We start from the raw sequence: 18950 nt of genomic DNA, 5'->3' as shown, positions 1-18950 counted from the left end.
TCAATTAAAATACTTCCCTTCCTGAAAAATGGAAAGCACCTTCTATGGCTGCATTGTCATCGCTATCAGAACCGTGAACGGCATTCTCTGCGATGTCATTTGCGTATAGTTTACGGATGGTACCTTCGGCTGCCTCAGCTGGATTGGTAGCACCGATCAATGCGCGAAAATCATCAACGGCATTGTCTTTTTCCAAAATGGCAGCTACAATGGGGCCACGGGTCATAAATTCAACCAACTCTCCAAAAAATGGACGCTCTTTGTGGATGCCATAAAATTCCTCTGCATCTCTTTTGCTCAACTGCGTGTACTTCATGGCCACAATCTTAAAGCCAGCAGCTGTTATTTTTTCCAAAATCGCACCAATGTACCCGTTCTCAACAGCATCGGGCTTAATCATGGTAAACGTTCTATTTCCAGTCATTTACTTTAAATTTTGCGCAAAAGTACGCTTTTTCAAATAACGGGCAAGGCTTAATAGGTCTGTTTTAATTCTTGCAAAACCACGCCATTGTCACCCATTATCCTAAAATCAACTTCTCTATTTCTTAAATCTAAGGTTATTGTTCCGTAACTCTTACAGGATATCACCTCTCCAACCCGATACCGATTAGGCTCCCCACTAAAGCTGAAATACGAATGGGTAAGCCCACTACTGGTAAAGTCAATTAATGGATATGCCATTCCGGAAAGTGTCTTTTTAGAGAATTCGGAAATATGTCGGTCTCCAGACAAAATAATCACCGCTTTTGCCTTGGAATCCACAATCATGTTTTCGAGTTTTTCCACCTCGTTGGGGAAGTTTCCCCAAGTTTCAAACCCATGTTCTCTTGATAAAAACTGAATGCTGGACATAATCAGGTGGAAATCGGCATCGGAATTTTTTAATTCGGTTTGCAACCACTTCCATTGCGTCTCACCAAGAACGGTGGCATCATTGGCCGTATTAGGTTTATAGCGTCGGTCCGGGTCATCATCCTTCACTAATTGGCTTCTAAAATAGCGGGTATCTAAAATCAAAACTTTCACTTTACCCGCTGGGGTTTCATAATTATGGGAGGTATAAACGCCTTCTTGGTTTCGTCGCGGGCTGTCACTTGGAACGTTCATAAAGTCAAGGAAGACCTGTTGGCTTTCTGCCTTAATGGCAAAATCGGACCCACCATCGTTGACACCAAAGTCATGATCATCCCATGTTCCTATAATGGGAACTTCTGCCTTCAAAGCAGCATATCCTGCCACGGTATCCTGCATAGCGTATATGGTTCTTAACCTTTCCACATCATCTGTATCGGCATAGACAATATCGCCGCCCCAAATCCAAACATCTGGGTTTTCAGCTAGAATGTCATCCCAAAACGGATTGGGTTCCTGGGACATGTTGCACGAACCAAAAGCCACGACAAAAGTGGAATCCTTTGGATTTTCCTTCTTTTTGCATCCAGAAAGAAGCACAAGGGCACATAATGGAACATAAAAAATCCTCATTACTTTAAACTTCACAAAAAACAAAAATAGGGCATCAGGAGTTACCTCTATATTATATTATTGTATATTTGGCCACATGAATTTAGCGGATATCACGACAGTTAAGTCGATTCTTTCCCAGCCTCAAAAAATCGTTATTGTACCCCATAAAAACCCCGATGGTGATGCCATGGGCGCTTGCTTGGGTCTTTGTGGTTTTCTGAAGGGAATGGGGCAAACCGCTCATGTGGTCTCGCCCAACGATTATCCCAAATTCTTGAAATGGATGCCCGGAAATGATGAGGTTGTGAATTTTGAATGGCAGCCTCAAGAAGCTTACGCACTTTTGGATGAGGCTACCGTTATTTTTACGTTGGACTTTAATGACCTATCCCGAATTGGGTCCATGGAAGCTGCTTTAAAAGGCAGAGATGCGGAATTTATCATGATCGACCATCACCAACAGCCCAGTGACTACGCGAAAGTGGCGTATTCTGATGTCACCATGAGTTCTACCTGTGAGATGATCTATAATTTTATTGAATTTTTGGGTCAAACCAACAGCATCACTGCTGATATTGCCACCAATCTCTACACGGGTATTATGACAGATACGGGTTCGTTTAAATATCGTTCCACTTCAAGTAACACCCATCGCATTGTTGCCAATCTTATTGACAAAGGTGCTGACAACATGGAAATCCATCGTCAAGTTTTTGACACAAATTCACCCTCTCGCCTCCATTTGTTAGGAGTGGCCCTTAGCAATATGGTCATTCTACCAGAATACAGAACGGCCTACATTACGTTGACACAAGAGGAATTGGACCAATACGATTTTAAAAAAGGTGACACAGAAGGGTTCGTAAACTATGGTTTAACGCTGGAAGACATTATTTTTGCCCTAATTTTTATTGAAAACAAGGAAGAGGGCATTATCAAAATTTCATTGCGTTCTGTTGGAGATTTCTCTGTTAATCAATTTGCACGCGAACATTTTGATGGTGGTGGACATGACAACGCCGCGGGCGGAAAAAGTGATCTTTCCATGCAGGAAACCATTGACCGTTTCAATGAAATCCTGAAAAACTATAAAAGTGAGTTGAATCCATGAGACCCATCTTGATTCTTTTATTCGCACTGCTGTGTTTGAGCTGTGGAGGCCCAGAACCTCGCCGACCCATAGAAGTAAAATCTGGAAGTTTTTTCAAGGAATCTGTGGAACGGAACAAAGCGTTATTGGCCAAAGAGGAAAAGCTGATTCAGGAATTGATTGCCAAGGACACCATCCACAAATATTTAACAAGTCCCAACGGATTTTGGTACTATTTTGAAACCAAAAACGATACCGCCACTTACGCTCCACAAACCAATGACCAAATATTGTTCTCCTACAATGTAATGTCTTTGAACAACGACACCATTTACAGTGCGGAGGAGGTAGGTCCTACATCGCATGTGGTGGATAAACAACAACTTTTTCCGGGACTTCAGAACGCCGTAAAACTGCTCAAGATCAGTGAAAAGGCAACCTTTGTGTTCCCATCTTTACAAGCATATGGCTATCAAGGTGACAATAATGCCGTAGCGCCTCAGACCCCGATAAAATCATCAGTGGAACTCCACACAATTATCATAAATAAAGACAGTATAAATTAAAACGTATAAAAATGAAACAATCCTTATTGCTGATCGCATTGTTTTCCATGGTTCTTATTGGATGTAAATCCAGTAAGTATGCCGAATTGGGGGATGGTATCTTTGCCGATATCCAAACCACCAAAGGAGACATTATTGTGAAATTGGAATATGAAAAAACCCCGGTTACAGTAGCAAATTTTGTATCCCTTGCCGAAGGCAATAGTCCTTTTGTAAACGATGAGTATAAAGAAAAGAAGTTCTATGACGGCGTCATGTTTCACCGAGTCATTAAAGACTTTATGATTCAAGGTGGTGACCCATCTGGAACCGGAAGTGGAAATATTGGGTACACTTTTAAAGATGAATTCAACGATTCTTTGTTGCATTCAAAAAAAGGAATGCTTTCCATGGCTAATCGCGGTCCAAAGACCAACACCAGTCAATTCTTTATAACCCACAAGGCTACCCCATGGTTAAATGGCAAGCATACGGTTTTCGGAGAAGTGGTGAAAGGTATGGATGTGGTTGATTCCATTGCCAATGTTGAAACTGCACCAGGCGATAAGCCCAAAGTACCCGTTGTCATGAACAAAGTAGAAATTGTACGCAATGGCAAAGAGGCCAAAAAGTTTGACGCCATACAGATCATGAGCAACTACTTTGAAGAGGCCAAAGCCCAAGAAGCTGCGTTCAAAAAAATGAAGGAAGATTTGGTTGCAGAATTTGCCCAACAAAAAGAGGAAGCCGAAGAAACCCCAACAGGATTAAGAATCTATTCCTTGGTCAAAGGCGAAGGTGAGCAACCCAAAGAGGGACAACAGGTAATGGTCAATTATGCAGGATATTTGTCTAATGGAGACCTATTTGACAGTAACATGCAAGAAGTTGCCGAAAAATTCAATCAATTGAATCCAGCTCGAAGGGATCAAGGTGGTTATGCACCGTTTCCTATGGAATACGGCCCTCAAGCCCGCCTAATCCCTGGTTTCAAGGAAGGTCTTCAATCCATGAAAGTAGGAGATAAAGTGCGTTTGTTCATTCCTCCACATTTGGGCTACGGTGCCCAGGGCAGTGGACCAATTCCACCAAATTCTGACTTAGTATTTGATTTGGAAATCACTGAGATTCAAGAGTAACCCAAATTGAAAAACCATAGAAAAAGCCGTACTTTTCCGTGCGGCTTTTTTATTCTCGTACGCTTAGCAATGGGACGGAAAACCAAGACAATTATAGCCCTCGCTCTACCCCTACAAATCCTTTTGGTAAAATGGATGGGGAGCTACCCCAATTTTGTGGAAGAGTATTATAGCAATGGCCTGTACCCAATTATTTCAAAAGTGTTACGACTGCTTTTAGGTTGGATTCCCTTTTCATTTGGGGATTTGCTCTACACCCTCTTGGTTATTTTGGCATTTCGATACGTATACAAACACTGGAAATCCATCAGAACAAAGCCATTATTTTTTCTGAAGGACATTGTGGTCGCATTGTCCATTACTTATCTTGCGTTTCATCTGTTGTGGGGGATGAATTATTACAGACAACCCATTACATGGAAGCTGGGCATTGAAAAAGAATACACTTTGGAAGAGTTGGTAACCTTCACCGAATATATGGTGGAAAAGACCAATTCCTACCAAATGCAAATTACTGGTGATAGTCTAAACGCTGTGGAAATTCCCTATTCCCGAAGGGAAATTTTCCAGAAAACCGAAGAAGGGTATATTAAATTACAAAAGGATTATCCCGATTTTGAGTACCGTAATCACAGTTTAAAATCATCCATTTACAGTATTCCACTCACGTATATGGGCTACGGAGGGTACTTGAATCCCTTTACCAACGAGGCCCAAGTGAATGGAATTATGCCATTTTTTAGGTTGCCCGCAGTAAGTGGCCATGAGGTGGGACATCAATTAGGCTACTCGGCCGAGGATGCCACGAATTTTATCGGGTTTTTGGTGACTTCCAACAGTGATGACATTTATTTTAAATATTCCGCTTACAATCATGCTTTGGGATATTGCCTTTCTGATTTAGCCCGAAAGGACAAAACTAAATCCAAGGAAATCATAGCACAGTTGAATCCTGGAGTCAAAAAAAACTATCAAGAGTTGCGGAGTTTTTGGGAAAGCTACCAAAATCCCTTGGAACCGATGTTCAAATCCATTTTCAATACTTTTTTAAAGGTGAACAATCAAAAAGAAGGAATTCTTAGCTATCACTCCGTGGTTGGGCTCATGATCAACCACCATAAAAAAACGGGTTGAGTTCAACTTGTGCAAAACACACGCTTCCGTTACCTTTAGTCCGACTAATTCAATACCGGATATATGAAAATCAAACTAACAGCTCTGCTCCTATTTTTAGGAAGTGTCTCCGTGTTCGCACAGGAGTACTTTCCAAAGAATGATGGAGTCAAAGCCAAAAACAACAATTACCGGGCATTTACCAATGCCAAAATTTACGTGACCCCTTCAGAGGTCATCCAAAACGGCACTCTTCTCATTCAAAATGGAAAAGTGGTCCAAGTTGGAAAATCAGTCAATATTCCCAAAAATGCCATTGTTGAAGATCTACAAGGAAAATTTATCTACCCTTCATTTATAGATATTTTTTCTGATTTTGGAGTGAAGAAGCCCGAAAAAGCAGATGCTAAAGGCAGATCTTCCCAATATGAACCCACCAGGGAAGGCTATTATTGGAACGACCATATTATGCCAGAAAATGATGCTATTGCCCGATTTTCCTATGATGCCAAGAAAGCCGAAGAGCTGAGAAAAGCTGGTTTTGGGGTAATGAATGCCCACATTCAAGATGGTATTGTCCGGGGAACTGGAGTTTTGGTCGCTCTAAATGATGAAGGCAGCGAAGCGCAACGTATCCTGGAGGATGAATCAGCCCAGTATTTTTCTTTTGATAAGAGCATTGCAAAAACGCAATCCTATCCCACTTCAATTATGGGGGCCATCGCCTTGATGCGTCAATTATATTACGATTTGGATTGGTACAGCAAGGGCAATGTGGACACCAAAGACCTTTCTTTGGAAGCCTTGATGGAAAACAAGGGACTTACCCAGATTTTTGCAGCAGGCGATAATGGAAATGTACTTCGCGCCGACAAAATCGGGGATCAATTTGGAATACAGTACGCTATTTTGGCGGGAGGCGATGAATACGAGCGTATTCAGGATATTAAAGCAACAAACGCCAAGTTGATTGTACCTTTAAACTTTCCAGATGCATATGATGTTTCCAATCCTTACGAAGCCCAATATGTTTCCCTAAAAGATATGAGGCATTGGAACTTGGCACCTTCCAACCCAAAAGCACTTGAAGACAATGGGGTTGAGTTTTCGTTTACATTGCACAATTTAAAATCGCCTTCCGACCTTAATTCCAAATTACAAAAAGCTATTTTGTATGGACTTTCTAAAACCAAGGCTTTGGAAGCACTCACAACAACTCCAGCTTTGATCTTGGGCAAGTCAAATGAAATTGGTTCCCTAAAGCCGGGTAGTCAGGCCAATTTTTTAGTTGCATCTGGAGACATTTTCGATAAAGGGACCACTCTTTATGAGAACTGGGTGCAAGGATCTAAAAATGTGATTCAATCCAAAGATCAAAAAGATATCCGTGGAGATTATAGCCTATCCGTTAATGGTCAAACCTTTTCAGTTTCCATAACTGGCGAAATAAGCAAACCAAAAGTTGAGGTCAAAAAAGGAACGGAAAAACTGGAATCTAAAATCGACTACAGTGGAGATTGGTTGAATGTGGCCTTTTCAGAAAATGAGACCACTTCCTATCGTCTTATTGCCCAAGTTATTTCAGCTTCAGACAATATTGCAGCTACAGTAGCACTTTCCAACGGAAGTGAAACCAACGTAAACCTGACCAAAACTGCTGGGTATAAAGTAGAACCCAAAGAAGCAACTTCCGGAAAACCAAATTTGATGTCGCTTTCCTATCCAAATGTGGGGTATGGCTACAAAACCAAGCCCAAGCCAGAAAATATCCTCTTCAAAAATGCCACTGTTTGGACAGGCACAAGCGTTTTGGAGAACACGGATGTTTTGGTGAAAAACGGAAAAATTTCCAAGGTTGGACAAGGACTCAGTGCTGGTGGTGCCACTACTGTGGATGCCACGGGCAAGCACCTTACCGCTGGAATCATAGATGAACACTCACATATCGCTGCGATAACCATAAATGAAGCGGGACATAACTCATCTGCTGAAGTTCGGATGAAAGATGCCATTGACCCAGAGGATATGGACATCTATAGAAACTTGGCCGGTGGGGTTACCACTATTCAGCTTTTACACGGTTCGGCCAATCCCATTGGTGGCCGTTCTGCCATTCTACGATTGAAGTGGGGTGAAAATTCGGATGGTTTAATCTTTCCAAATGCGCCCAAGTTTATAAAATTTGCGCTGGGTGAAAATGTAAAACAGTCCAATTGGGGCAGTGTTTCCCGTTTCCCGCAAACGCGAATGGGTGTGGAGCAGGTCTATGTGGATTATTTCCAGCGCGCCAAGGAGTATGATGCCAAAAAGAAAAGTGGTCAACCCTTAAGGTATGATGAAGAGATGGAGGTTCTCGCTGAAATCTTAAACGGTGAACGCTTCATAAGTTGTCATTCGTATGTACAGAGTGAAATAAACATGATGATGAAAGTGGCGGAAAAATTCGATTTTACCGTTAACACCTTCACCCATATTTTGGAAGGCTACAAAGTGGCCGATAAAATGGCCGAGCACGGAGTGGGCGGCTCCACTTTCAGTGATTGGTGGGCCTATAAGTTCGAGGTAAACGATGCCATTCCCTACAATGCAGCCATCATGGCCAGCCAAGGAGTTACCGTGGCCATCAACAGTGATGATGCCGAAATGTCCCGTAGATTGAATCAGGAGGCGGGAAAAACCGTAAAATACGGAGGCATGTCCGAATTGGAAGCTTGGAAGACCGTTACGCTGAATCCTGCGAAACTATTGCATATCGATGACCGCGTAGGAACGGTGGAAGAAGGCAAAGATGCCGATTTAGTCCTTTGGAGCGACCATCCCCTTTCGGTCTATGCCAAAGCCGAGAAAACGCTTATTGAAGGTGCAGTTTATTTCGATTTAGAAAAAGACAAAATGCTTCGTGAAACAGTTCAAAAAGAACGAAACCAACTCATTAACATGATGTTGAGCGAAAAGGAAAATGGGGCAAATACCCAAACTCCGGTCCAGAATAAAAAAGAACGATTTGAATGTGAAACCCTTTAAAAAACAAGTCATGAAAAAAATACTTTTAGTCATACTAGTCTTCTTAGGGGTTTCAGTAAACGCACAACAAACCCCTGCTCCACCTCAATCGGAACAAGTTGCCATTTTTGGAGCAACCGCGCACATTGGAAATGGAGAGGTCATTGAAAACTGTACCATCATTTTTGTGGATGGAAAAATCACGGCTATTGGGGCTGACCTTATGGCGCCAACCATAGGCACCATGATAAATGCCGAAGGAAAGCACGTCTATCCTGGATTCATTGCCCCAGCCAAATCATTGGGATTGGTAGAGGTTGATGCGGTACGGGCCAGTAAGGATGAGGATGAAATCGGTGATTTTATTCCCCATGTACGTAGTATTATTGCATATAATGCAGAATCAAAAGTGGTTGAAAGCATGCGTCCAAACGGTGTTTTATTGGGACAGGCAACACCACAGGGTGGTAGAATCTCTGGAACTTCATCCATTGTTCAATTTGATGCTTGGAACTGGGAAGATGCCGCTGTTAAAACCGATGATGGTATACATTTAAACTGGCCTTCACTTTATAGGAAAGGAAATACGTGGCAGGGTGAGCCCAATGCTTTTATTCCCAATAAGAAATATGAGGAGCAAGTAGTTGAGGTCAAAACCTTTATGGAGAATGCCAAAGCTTATGGAATGGCGGACTCAAAAGAGACCAATCTCCCATATCTGGCCATGCAAGGCCTATTTGATGGTTCGCAACGGCTGTATATTCATGCCGATGGTGAAAAGGAAATGATCGATGCTGTTTCCCTAGCTAAAAAATCAGGAATACAACATACAGTGATTGTGGGTGGATATCGTGCACATAAAATTGCCGCATTCCTTAAAGAGCGCAGAATTCCCGTTTTGGTCAGCGAAACCCATGCACTAACAAAATTCGATGACGACGATTACGACTTTCCATATAAATTACCCAAGTTGTTGGTGGAAGCAGGGCTGTTGGTAGGTTTGCAGAACGAATCCATGGCCAATTTCCAAACCCGAAATCTGGCTTTTTATGCCGGTCAGGTGGTTGGTCAAGGGATGGATAAAGAGACTGCCTTACAGCTAATAACAGGCAATACCGCTAAGATATTGGGCATTGATGCTGATTACGGCACTCTGGAAGTCGGTAAAAGTGCCACCCTTTTTATTTCGGAGGGTGATGCACTGGATATGCGTACCAACCAGCTCTCTAAGGCTTTTATTGATGGGAGGGATGTTTCGCTGGAAACCCATCAAACCAAACTATGGAAACGATATATGGGTAAATATGAAAGAGAAGTAAAAAGTGAATAAAAAGAAAGCGGCGTTTTAAAGAACGCCGCTCTTATAATAACTTCCTTTTTCAATTAATTCACTTTTGGTTCAATCACGGTTGCACCCTCTGGCTTAGCATAAAAATTATCCGGTTTTGATGTGGTACTAATGGTAGCTTCTTCAAAAGAAACCGTACTGCTTGGGTCTAAGATATCTCGCCCCTCATAGTTGTACCATGTAATGGATTTAGGCAACAAAACTCCATTTAGGTCTTGCCAGTCGTTATAGCGAATCCATTTCACATTATCCGATTTCTCTCCAGTTCTATAGGTGACTGTATAGCCCAACCATGCCATTTGGTAGGTTTCTGGATCAAAATGAATCACGTATTCATCCTTTGAGGAAATCCCAACTCCAGAATTATATCCTATATGGATGCCAGGATAACTTTTCCCTTCAAACACCAAGTCTTCCGTTTCACTGTACACAATGCCATCATCTGCTAGCAAAAATGGCATTCCGTAGAAATAGAACATTAGGTTATGGTAAAAAGCGGGGTCACCCTCGTATTTTTGATTGGGGTCCAAAAGCCAAATATCATTGCCGTCAAATCCCATTGAAAAATGTTCGAAATCTATTCGGTCCTTTCTAGACCAAAGGTCCACCGTATGGGTTTCAGGATTCTCCGGTTTGGGTAAAATGTACGTCAAAGTGTGCTGTTGTTTCCATTTTTTAATTCCTCCATGGGCATCAAAAACTTTAGACAAAGCCTCAGGATACTGTGGTTGAGTTTCCACTGTCTTTTCTTGGACCGTCTGTTGGGTTTCTTCTTTTTTAGGGGTAGGTTTACAGGCAGCAATGGCCAATAAGAGTAATAGGGTGGTTGTTCTTTTCATGGTTTATAGTTTGTCACTTGGTCGAAAAGCCCTTTGTTAAATTACAGGAATCTCTATTTTTGATTTGTATGGAAGCCAAAATCATTAGCAGTGTCCAGAATTCCTTGGTCAAGAAAATCCTGTTACTCAAGGACAAATCCAGAGAACGGCGGAAGACAGGACTTTTTGTTGCGGAAGGGCAACGCGAGTTGGAATTGGCCTCGAAAGGCGGATACAATTTTGAAACGCTACTTTATTGTCCTGAGATTTTACCCCAGTTGGATTCACATCTGATTTCCAAAAATGCCAATGCTGAAATAGTCCAGATTTCTAAACAGGTTTACGAAAAAGTAGCTTACCGGGAAACCACTGAAGGTATTTTGGCCATTGGTAAAGCAAAAAAGCATAGCTTGGAAGACATCCGTTTCACAACGAAAACCCCGTTGGTGTTGGTGGCTGAAGCCCCAGAAAAACCTGGTAATGTTGGCGCTTTACTGAGAACCGCCGATGCTGCCGGAGTAGATGCTGTTTTTATTGCCAATCCAAAATCGGACCCCTACAACCCTAATATCATCCGGTCCAGTGTGGGCTGCGTGTTTACCAATCAGATTGGAATAGGAAGTACTACAGAGATTATCGATTTTCTGAAAAAATATCACCTAAGAATCAATTGTGCAGCGCTAACGGCTTCCAAAAATTATGTGGAATGTGATTTTACCGGTGCCACCGCACTTGTCGTAGGTACAGAAGCTACTGGATTAAGCGAGGATTGGCTCCAAAATTCGGACCAGAACATCATTATACCCATGCAAGGGGAAATCGACTCAATGAACGTTTCGGTATCAGCCGCAATACTTATATTTGAGGCGAAGCGGCAACGCGGACTATAAGCTATGGAAAGAAACTACTTGTTCTATATCATTTTAATTATTTTGGTGGTACAATATCTGGTTCATCAAGTATTGGAATACCTTAATGCCCAAAAATTCAAATCTACTGTTCCCGCTGAGCTCTCCGATGTTTTTGATGATACCGAGTATCAGAAATCACAGGAATACAAGCAAACCAACTATCGCTTTGGTCTACTTTCAGATGGTTTTTCCTTAGTGCTTACAGTCTGCTTTTTATGGTTTGGAGGATTTGAGTGGGTTGATAAAATTGTCCGTTCCATCACTACAGATACCATTCCCATGGCTTTGTTATTTTTTGGAATAATTACAATGGGCAGTGGGGTGTTGGGACTTCCATTCTCCTACTACAAGACATTTGTTATCGAAGAGCATTACGGTTTCAACAAAACCACTAAGAAGCTATTCTTTTTGGATAAAATCAAATCGGGAATTTTGACTGCGGTTCTTGCCGGAGGCATTCTGTCCCTTTTCATTATTTTTTACCAATGGACAGGGGCTCATTTTTGGATATACACATGGATTTTAGTGGCGGTGGTCATTCTCTTTACCAATTTGTTTTATAGTCGATTGATTGTTCCCTTGTTCAATAAACAAACTCCTTTGGATGACGGAAGTCTAAAAAATGCTATTGAGAATTATGCCCAAAAAGTGGGGTTTGAGCTTAAAAATATTTTCGTTATCGACGGTTCCAAACGTTCCACAAAGGCCAATGCTTATTTTTCAGGTTTTGGAAAGGAAAAACGGATTACTTTGTATGATACTTTGATCCAAGATTTGAGCGAAGAGGAAATTGTGGCCGTTTTAGCCCACGAGGTTGGGCATTACAAACGGAAGCACATCATTTTTAATTTGACGGTTTCCCTCGCGTTGACCGGTTTTACGCTCTACATCCTCTCATTGTTCATCAATAATCCAGAGATTTCACTGGCCATTGGTGTTTCCACACCCAGTTTTCATGCAGGACTGGTGGGTTTTGCGCTCTTGTACAGCCCCATTTCAGAAATAACTGGGCTTGCCATGAACTATCTGTCCCGAAAATTTGAGTTTCAAGCAGACGATTTTGCCAAAAACACCTTTGCGGCCAAGCCATTGGTCACTTCGCTCAAAAAGCTTTCCAAAAACAATTTAAGCAACCTTACCCCTCACCCTGCTTATGTTTTTGTGCATTACTCACACCCTCCGCTTGTGGAACGCATCAAAAACTTAAAGGCATAATTTTTGTTGTTTACCAATAAAGATTGTGGTAATTTTAATATGCTATGACAGAGGCTGCCATTGAAAAAGAGAACAAGGAGATTGCTAAGCAGTACAAGGAATTGCTTCGCATCAGCTATCAAACCTTGACCGATGAGGACAAGAAGTTGATACGCTCTGCCTTTGATGTGGCCGTAGATGCGCACAAAGACCAAAGGCGAAAATCTGGAGAGGCTTATATTTTCCATCCCATTGCCGTGGCCAAGATTGTAGCTTCCAAAATTGGTTTGGACGCAGTTTCCATTGCCTCTGCCCTACTCCATGATGTTGTTGAGGATACGCCCTACACACTGGATGATATTGAACGCATGTTTGGGGAAACCGTAGCGCGAATTGTGGATGGTCTTACCAAGATAGCCCATTTAAAAAAAGATAAGGATATCAGTCAACAGGCGGAGAATTTCCGCAAGATGCTGCTGACGTTGCACGATGATGTTCGGGTAATCATCATCAAAATTGCCGACCGCTATCACAATATGCTCACTATGGATTCCATGCCAGAGCATAAGCAGGTGAAAATTGCTTCGGAAACACTATACATCTATGCGCCTCTAGCTCACAGAATTGGCCTCTACAACATAAAAACACATTTAGAGGATTTAGCTTTAAAATATACCGAGCCCGATGTCTATTACGACATTCAAGGTAAAATTGAGGATAACGAAGAGGAAAACATCGCCTACATTGAAGCCTTTTCCGATGTCATCCGAAATTCTTTGGATAAGGAAGGCCTCAATTACCAAATTAAGGGGCGGATGAAGTCCATTTTCTCTATCCGAAGGAAAATGAAGGCCCAAAATATTCCTTTCGATGAGGTGTATGACAAATTTGCGATCAGAATTATCTACAAATCGGATAGAAAGAATGAAAAGTTCCTTGCTTGGAAAATCTACTCCATTGTAACGGATCACTTTACCCCTAACCCTATTCGACTTCGGGATTGGATCACTTCTCCAAAGTCCACAGGATATGAAGCCCTGCATATTACCGTAATGGGGCCCAAGGGAAAATGGGTAGAAGTTCAAATACGAAGTGAGCGAATGCATGAAATCGCCGAAAAAGGCTATGCGGCCCACTTTAAATACAAACATGGCGACCAAAAAGAACAGGGTATTGAGGAATGGTTGAATCGATTGCAAGAAGCTCTGGAAGGTGCCAACGGTAATGCGGTTGATTTTGTGGAAGAGTTCAAACTTAACCTGTATTCCAAGGAAATCTTCGTCTTCACCCCTAAGGGTGAACTCAAATCCATGCCCAAAGGGGCAACAGCATTGGATTTTGCATTCCACATCCACACCGAAATTGGTATGAAGACCCGTGGCGCCAAGGTCAACGGAAAGCTGGTGCCTCTAGGTTCAGAACTTCAAAGTGGCGATCAAGTGGAAATCATCACTTCAGAAACGGCAAAACCCACACAAAGTTGGTTGGATTACGCACAGACCGCCAGAGCTCGATCAAAAATTAAATCTTCCCTAAAAGAAGAGAAAAAGAGTGTTGCCGAGGAGGGCAAGGAAATCCTTCGAAGAAAACTCAAATCACAAAAAATCAACCTCAACGAGGATACCGTCAACAAATTGGTCACCTATTTTAAACTAAAGACCAGTTTGGACCTGTTCTATCGAGTGGGAATAGGGGTTATCGACAATGAAAAACTCAAGGATTTTGCATCCTCGTACCATAATGCCTTCCTAAATTTCTTTAAAAATCGCATCCGAAGAACACCTGCGCCCAAGGATGTGGATAAGGATGAAATCACCACCAAATATGACATGCTCGTGTTTGGTAAAGAGGAAGAAAAGCTGAATTACAAACTTTCGCAGTGCTGCAATCCCATTCCCGGTGACGATGTTTTTGGTTTTGTGAGTGTGACCGACGGTATTAAGGTGCACAAAAAAAATTGCCCCAACGCCATTTCCCTTCAATCCAACTATGCCTACCGAATCATCAGTGCCAAATGGATAGATTCCACCCAGGAAGAGTTTTCGGTGGATATTCAACTTACAGGAATCGACAACCTAGGATTGGTCAATGATATAACCAATATCATTTCAGATAACATGCACGTGAACATGAGAAACCTAAATTTCACTGCGGACGGAGGGACCTTCAAAGGTAAAATTACCCTTATGGTTAAAAACAATATGATCATAAAAAAATTAATGGACAACTTAAAGCAGGTAGAGGGAATCGACAAAGTAACCAGAATTTAATTTTTAGCTGTACCTTTGTGCATTAGCATAGGTAAAAGCCATGGGAAACAACAAAAATCAGGAAATTGTAAAAAACGTGTTCACTACTTTTCTAGAGGAAAAAGGACACCGCAAGACCCCTGAACGCTACGCCATTTTACAGGAAATTTATGATAGTGACGATCATTTTGATGTGGAATCCCTCTACATTAAAATGAAAACCAAGAATTACCGTGTAAGTCGGGCCACGTTGTACAATACCATTGAACTTTTACTGGAATGCAAGCTGGTTCGCAAGCACCAATTCGGGAAAAACCAGGCCCAGTACGAAAAATCTTATTTTGATCGCCAGCACGACCATGTTATTTTAACAGATACCGGTGAAGTTGTTGAATTTTGCGATCCCCGTATCCAATCCATCAAAAAGACCATTGAAGAGGTTTTTGACATTAAGATCAATAACCATTCATTGTATTTTTACGGGACCAGAAACAAAGAAGAAAACCTAACTGAATAACCAATACATTTCATGGTAGATTTATTGCTTGGACTCCAATGGGGGGACGAAGGAAAAGGAAAAATTGTTGATGTATTAACCAAGGAATACGATATCATAGCCCGATTTCAAGGAGGTCCCAATGCAGGGCATACCTTGGAGTTTGATGGTATAAAACATGTTCTGCACACCATCCCATCTGGAATTTTCCACAAAAACGCCATGAACATTGTGGGAAATGGCGTGGTCATTGACCCTGTGATTTTTAAAAAGGAGTTGGACAATCTGAACAAATTCAACATTGATTTTGTTTCCAAGCTGCTCATTTCCAGAAAGGCGCACCTAATTCTTCCTACCCACCGATTGTTAGATGCTGCTTCCGAAGCATCAAAAGGAAAAGCCAAAATTGGTTCTACCCTAAAGGGTATAGGCCCAACCTATATGGACAAAACAGGTAGAAATGGAATGCGAGTAGGTGATCTGGAGTTTGACGATTGGAAGAAAAAATATAGAGCATTGGCCGATAAACACGAGGCCATGATTGATTTCTACAATGTAGAACTTGAGTACAATTTGGCTGAATTGGAGGCTGAATTTTGTGAAGGTGTGGAAACGCTTAAAAAACTCACTTTTATTGACAGCGAGGAATACATTTTTAAGGCACAGGCCGAGGGGAAAAAAATTCTTGCAGAAGGTGCCCAAGGTTCCTTGTTGGATATTGACTTTGGAACGTATCCCTTTGTGACTTCCTCAAATACTACCGCCGCTGGTGCGTGCACCGGATTAGGAGTTGCTCCCAATAAAATTGAAAAGGTATTGGGAATCTTCAAGGCGTACACCACTCGTGTAGGAAGCGGTCCCTTCCCTACTGAACTTTTTGACAAAGATGGCGAGACCATGGGTCGTGTAGGGAATGAATTTGGTGCAACTACGGGTAGACCCAGACGCTGCGGCTGGCTGGACTTGGTCGCACTAAAATATGCCGTACAAATCAATGGCGTTACCGAACTGATGATGATGAAAGCCGACGTCTTGAGCGGATTTAAAACCATCAAAGTTTGCACAGCTTATAAATACAAGGGTGAGGAAATACAACATCTTCCGTATAACATAGAGAGCAAAAACGTAACTCCCGTCTACACCGAAATGAAAGGGTGGGACAAAGACCTTACCCAAATGACCAAGGCTCAGGAACTGCCTCCCGAACTCAATGATTATATAGCTTTCTTGGAGCAACAATTGGATGTTCCGGTGAAAATTGTTTCCGTAGGGCCAGACCGATTGCAGACCATACACCGATAATTCCTCGGCATTGTTTCTTTTTTAGTATTTTTAAGAGGATAGAAGCCTCTCTCAACACTGTTGGTTATGCTTCTTTCTGCACAGACTAACTAACTAACAATGCTATCATGAACAAACTACTAGCACTCTTTGGTGTTGCAGGGCTTCTCGTTTCCTGTAACCAACAAGAAACCGTAACGCTTTCCGTAACATCGCCTGGCAAAATCAATACCATCGACTTTCAACTCTCCGCCAATGGAGAGCTTTTTTATCTCATCAGCCATAATGATAAGCAGATTATTGATGCTTCTTCCATGAGCTTTGATATTAAAAATCAAGAACCTCTAAAGGATAATCTCAAAATCTTAGGTTCAGAAAAAAAAGCAGTCCATAAAACCTGGGAAATGCCATGGGGCGAGCAACGGGAAGTTGTGAATGCTTACAACGAAATGCTAGTTGAGTTAGAAGAGGATAAAGCACCCCATCGTAAGATCAACCTATATTTTAGGGCATATGATGACGGTATTGGTTTTCGATATGAGTTTTTGCCCCAACAAGGTGTAGACAGTTTGGTAATCACAGATGAAAACACTGAATTTCAACTTACAGAGGATTATATGACATGGTGGATTCCCGGGGATTGGGATATTTATGAGCATTTGTACAACACCACAAAAATTTCTGAAATCGATGCCACCACAAAACGGAACAATCCAAATTTAGCACAGACCTATATCCCAGAAAATGCTGTGAACACACCCGTGACCATGCGGGGTAATGATGGTATCCACCTCAGCTTTCACGAGGCCAATCTTACTGACTATGCGGGTATGACCCTTAAAGTTGACAACAAAAACTTAAAACTGACCAGCGAATTGGTCGGTTCCGATAGATTAGGATATAAAGTGAAGAGGGCACTGCCTTTTAAAACACCCTGGCGCACAATACAAATAGCCGACAAGGCTACAGAACTCATTGATTCAAAACTGATTGTAAACCTAAACGAACCCAACAAAATTGGGGATGTCAGCTGGTTCAAACCTAAGAAATATGTAGGTATTTGGTGGGAAATGCACATCGGCAAATCCACTTGGGATTATGCCGGTTCCCAAGACATGAATACCTTCAGCAAAGATTTAAAGCCTACAGGAAAACATGGTGCCACAACGGAGAACACCAAAAAGTACATCGATTTTGCGGCCAAGAATGGCATAACCGGAGTTTTGGTGGAAGGCTGGAATACTGGTTGGGAACATTGGATTGGCTTTGAGGACCGCGAGGGCGTTTTCGATTTTGTAACCCCTTATCCCGATTACAATTTGGAAGAAATTAATCAATATGCAAAGGACCGCGGGGTAGAAATCATAATGCACCACGAAACCTCTGCGGCGCCTCGCACTTATGAGCAACAATTGGACACGGCATATCAACTGATGCACAAATTGGGTATCCACTCTGTGAAAACCGGTTATGTAGGCAAAATCATCCCCAAGGGCGAATACCACCATGGTCAATGGATGGTGAACCATTATCGGAAAGTTTTGGAGACTGGGGCCAAGTATCAAGTGGCGATCAATGCCCATGAGCCCATTAAGGACACTGGAATACGACGAACCTACCCTAATGCCATAGCTCGGGAAGGTCTTCGGGGACAGGAATTCAATGCTTGGTCCGCTGATGGCGGAAATCCTCCAGAACATTTACCCATTGTTGCATTCACCCGTATGTTGGCCGGCCCCATAGACTTTACCCCTGGGGTTTTCGAGATTGGTCTTCCCACTATGGAAGACAACCATATCAGTACAACCCTCGCACAGCAATTGGCCCTGTACGTAGTTGTTTACAGTCCTGTTCAAATGGCCTGTGACCTCCCCGAAAATTATGAAGGTCAACCCGCGTTTCAATTTATCCGGGATGTGGGCGTGGATTGGGACCAAACGGTGGTCTTGAATGGTGAAGTTGGTGACTTTGTCACAATCGCTCGAAAAGAACGGGAAACAGGGGATTGGTTTGTTGGAGGCATCACCGATGAAAATAAAAGAGAAATCAGTATTGATTTTAACTTCTTGGATGAAGGTGTTACCTATGAAGCCGTTGTCTATAAAGATGCTGAAGATGCCCATTACAGTACAAATCCAACAGCAATTTCCATTGAAAACATGGAAATAAACAGGGAAACATCGCTTTCTCTATCCTTGGCGGAGGGCGGCGGATTTGCCATCAGTTTAATTCAGAAAAAGTAAGGTATATCATCTACCACTGAGAACTTGCAACAGAATTTGGCTCCCTTTGG

The 18950-nt window shown here is 42.2% G+C and carries 15 protein-coding genes; 12 read left to right on the top strand and 3 right to left on the bottom strand.

The genetic code is table 11. The annotated features are described in order from the left end of the window. Positions 1-4: 4 nt before the first annotated feature. Both ACFOWS_RS06070 and ACFOWS_RS06065 read right to left on the bottom strand, forming a co-directional pair. Positions 5-424, bottom strand: a complete 420-nt coding sequence (locus ACFOWS_RS06070) for a nucleoside-diphosphate kinase (RefSeq protein ID WP_207097112.1) — start codon at positions 422-424, stop codon at positions 5-7. Positions 425-474: 50 nt separating this feature from the next. Continuing rightward, positions 475-1488, bottom strand: a complete 1014-nt coding sequence (locus ACFOWS_RS06065; RefSeq protein WP_379763053.1) for an alkaline phosphatase D family protein — start codon at positions 1486-1488, stop codon at positions 475-477. Positions 1489-1564: 76 nt separating this feature from the next. On the opposite strand from ACFOWS_RS06065, the gene ACFOWS_RS06060 reads away from it, so the two are divergent. From ACFOWS_RS06060 to ACFOWS_RS06035, 6 genes are all read left to right on the top strand, one after another. Then, complete coding sequence (locus ACFOWS_RS06060) at positions 1565-2581, top strand: DHH family phosphoesterase (protein ID WP_379763052.1); 1017 nt, start codon at positions 1565-1567, stop codon at positions 2579-2581. After that, the gene (gene gldI / locus ACFOWS_RS06055; protein ID WP_379763051.1) at positions 2578-3126 is read left to right on the top strand and encodes a gliding motility-associated peptidyl-prolyl isomerase GldI; all 549 of its coding nucleotides are present in this window, start codon (positions 2578-2580) and stop codon (positions 3124-3126) included. Before ACFOWS_RS06060 ends, gldI begins: the two co-directional genes overlap by 4 nt. 11 nt (positions 3127-3137) lie before the next feature. Then, complete coding sequence (locus tag ACFOWS_RS06050; protein WP_379763049.1) at positions 3138-4244, top strand: peptidylprolyl isomerase; 1107 nt, start codon at positions 3138-3140, stop codon at positions 4242-4244. Between the two features lie 69 nt (positions 4245-4313). Continuing rightward, positions 4314-5378 carry a DUF3810 domain-containing protein gene (locus tag ACFOWS_RS06045; protein ID WP_379763048.1) on the top strand — a complete coding sequence of 355 codons (1065 nt, stop codon included), beginning with the start codon at positions 4314-4316 and terminating at the stop codon, positions 5376-5378. Positions 5379-5441: 63 nt separating this feature from the next. Then, positions 5442-8381: an amidohydrolase family protein gene (locus ACFOWS_RS06040; RefSeq protein WP_379763047.1), complete on the top strand. Its 2940-nt coding sequence runs from the start codon at positions 5442-5444 to the stop codon at positions 8379-8381. Between the two features lie 10 nt (positions 8382-8391). After that, the gene (locus ACFOWS_RS06035; protein ID WP_379763046.1) at positions 8392-9690 is read left to right on the top strand and encodes an amidohydrolase family protein; all 1299 of its coding nucleotides are present in this window, start codon (positions 8392-8394) and stop codon (positions 9688-9690) included. Between the two features lie 53 nt (positions 9691-9743). Here the strand turns inward: ACFOWS_RS06035 and ACFOWS_RS06030 are convergent, their stop codons facing one another. After that, a complete protein-coding gene (locus tag ACFOWS_RS06030) occupies positions 9744-10547 on the bottom strand; it encodes a DUF6503 family protein (RefSeq protein ID WP_379763045.1) in 804 nt (267 codons plus the stop codon). Between the two features lie 68 nt (positions 10548-10615). On the opposite strand from ACFOWS_RS06030, the gene ACFOWS_RS06025 reads away from it, so the two are divergent. From ACFOWS_RS06025 to ACFOWS_RS06000, 6 genes are all read left to right on the top strand, one after another. Next, the gene (locus tag ACFOWS_RS06025) at positions 10616-11416 is read left to right on the top strand and encodes a TrmH family RNA methyltransferase (protein WP_379763044.1); all 801 of its coding nucleotides are present in this window, start codon (positions 10616-10618) and stop codon (positions 11414-11416) included. A 3-nt stretch (positions 11417-11419) separates the two neighbouring features. Further along, positions 11420-12652 (top strand): M48 family metallopeptidase, encoded by a 1233-nt coding sequence (locus ACFOWS_RS06020; RefSeq protein ID WP_379763043.1) that lies wholly within the window; start codon positions 11420-11422, stop codon positions 12650-12652. Positions 12653-12696: 44 nt separating this feature from the next. Further along, a complete protein-coding gene (locus ACFOWS_RS06015; protein WP_366587913.1) occupies positions 12697-14901 on the top strand; it encodes a RelA/SpoT family protein in 2205 nt (734 codons plus the stop codon). A gap of 40 nt (positions 14902-14941) precedes the next feature. Further along, the gene (locus ACFOWS_RS06010; RefSeq protein WP_366587911.1) at positions 14942-15397 is read left to right on the top strand and encodes a Fur family transcriptional regulator; all 456 of its coding nucleotides are present in this window, start codon (positions 14942-14944) and stop codon (positions 15395-15397) included. 12 nt (positions 15398-15409) lie between these two features. Beyond that, positions 15410-16678 (top strand): adenylosuccinate synthase, encoded by a 1269-nt coding sequence (locus ACFOWS_RS06005; protein ID WP_379763041.1) that lies wholly within the window; start codon positions 15410-15412, stop codon positions 16676-16678. A gap of 107 nt (positions 16679-16785) precedes the next feature. Further along, positions 16786-18900: a glycoside hydrolase family 97 protein gene (locus tag ACFOWS_RS06000; RefSeq protein ID WP_379763040.1), complete on the top strand. Its 2115-nt coding sequence runs from the start codon at positions 16786-16788 to the stop codon at positions 18898-18900. Positions 18901-18950 lie beyond the last annotated feature (50 nt).

Source organism: Flagellimonas marina, from assembly GCF_042651185.1.
Lineage (GTDB): Bacteria > Bacteroidota > Bacteroidia > Flavobacteriales > Flavobacteriaceae > Flagellimonas > Flagellimonas marina.
Note: the sequence above shows the minus strand (reverse complement) of the source record. Positions and strands in the feature narration are given on the sequence as shown.